Raw genomic sequence first — 1801 nt, forward strand, 5'->3', positions numbered from 1 at the left:
ACGCCCCGCCCGCTTTCCAGACGGCCAGCACGGCCACCAGCAAGTCCACCGAACGCTCGGCGAGAATGCCGACGATCATCTCCCGGCCGATGCCGCTTGCGCGCAGCGTGGCCGCCAAGCGGTTCGCCCGCTCGTTCAGCTCCGCATACGTCAGCCGGTCGTTCTCGTACACGACGGCCGCCTCTTCCGGCGTGCGCTCCGCCTGTTCCTCGAACAGCCGGTGGAACGCCGACGCAGGAGCCGCTTCCGGCTGCGCCGGGTTGAACGCGCCGAGAATTTGTTCTTTTTCCTCTGCCGTCAGCAAGTTCAGCTCGGCGATCTTCGCATCCGGACGGCTTACGATCGTTACGAGCAGCTGCTCGTAATGTTTCGCCAGCCGTTCGATCGTCTCCCTTTTGTAGAGAGCCGTCGCATATTCGAAGCTGTAATCCAAGCCGCCGTTCTCCTCGCCCACATCCAAGCTGATATCAAACTTCGCGGTATCCAGTGCGCTCGGATAAGGAATCAGGCGAAGCCCTTCCAGCTCAAATTCCTCGTTCTCCGTATTCTGCATCGTAAATAGCGTGTCGAAGAGCGGATTGCGGCTTAAATCACGGGTGACTTGCACCTTGTCCACCAATTCTTCGAATGGATAGTTTTGATGCTCGAAGGCGTGGAGGGTCGTTTCTTTGACTTCGTTCAGGTATGACAGGAATGTCTTCTCCGAAGCCGGATAACTGCGGATAGCCAGCGTGTTTAAGAAAATCCCGATCAACGGCTGCACATCTCCATGATTCCTTCCGGCAATCGGCGTACCGACGATCACGTCTTCCTGACCTGAATATTTATGCAGAAGGACGTTATACGCCGCAAGCAGCACCATAAACAGCGTCGTGCCCGTTTCCGAGGCCAGCTGCTTCAGGCCGTCGGTTTTCGAAGCGTCGAAGAAAAACTCCAGCGTTTGGCCTTCGTAGCTCTGCACGGCCGGACGCGGATAGTCGGTCGGCATTTCCAGCACCGGAAGCTCGCCTTGGAACATGTCCAGCCAGTACGCCTCCTGCCGCTGAAGCCGTTCCTTCTGCTCCTGCGAATGCTGCCAAACGGTGTAGTCTTTGTACTGAATGCGCAGAGGCTCCAATTGCTCGCCGCCGTACAAGCGGACGAATTCTTCAACAAAGATTTCCATCGAGACGCCGTCGGAAATAATATGATGCATGTCGTACATTAGAATATGGCGTTTCGGAGCTAGCTCGACAAGGCCTACCCTCAGCAGCGGAGGCTTCGCCAAGTCAAACGGACGGACGAAACGGCGAACCGTCTCTTCGGCCTCTTGCTCATCCGCTCGATAGAACTCCACGGCAAAATTCACGTCCTGGTAAATCCGCTGCGATGCTTCGCCATCCACCATTTCGAACCCGGTGCGCAGCGTTTCATGCCGCGCCACGAGCTTACGGAACACTTCTTCGAACCTCGCTCGGTCCAAAGCACCCTCCAGCAGCATCGCTTCCGGCATGTTGTAGCTAAGCTCCGCGCCTTCCAGTTGATTCAGGATAAAGAGACGTTTTTGAGCAAAAGATTGCGGGTACACCTCTCGGTCATCCGCCATCGGAATGGCAACGAATGTCTGCTCATCCAGCCGGGAAATGGCGGCCGCCATGCTCTCGATCGTGGAATGGCGGAACACGTCGCGCAGCGGCAGATCCACGTTCAACTCTTTATGAATCTTGCTGACCAGCGTCGTCGCCCGCAGGGAGTGACCGCCGATGTCGAAGAAGTTGTCGTGAACGCCAATCTCCTTCGCAAGCCCCAGCACCTCCTGCCA

Annotated in this window: 1 protein-coding gene; it reads right to left on the reverse strand. The window is 57.0% G+C overall.

The features are described from left to right. Window positions 1–1801, reverse strand: a 1801-nt coding sequence (locus G9G54_RS24770) for a condensation domain-containing protein (RefSeq protein ID WP_165179938.1), incomplete at both ends; no start/stop codon positions are given.

It is taken from the genome of Paenibacillus sp. EKM212P, from assembly GCF_011066115.1.
Classification (GTDB): Bacteria; Bacillota; Bacilli; order Paenibacillales; family Paenibacillaceae; genus Paenibacillus; species Paenibacillus polymyxa_B.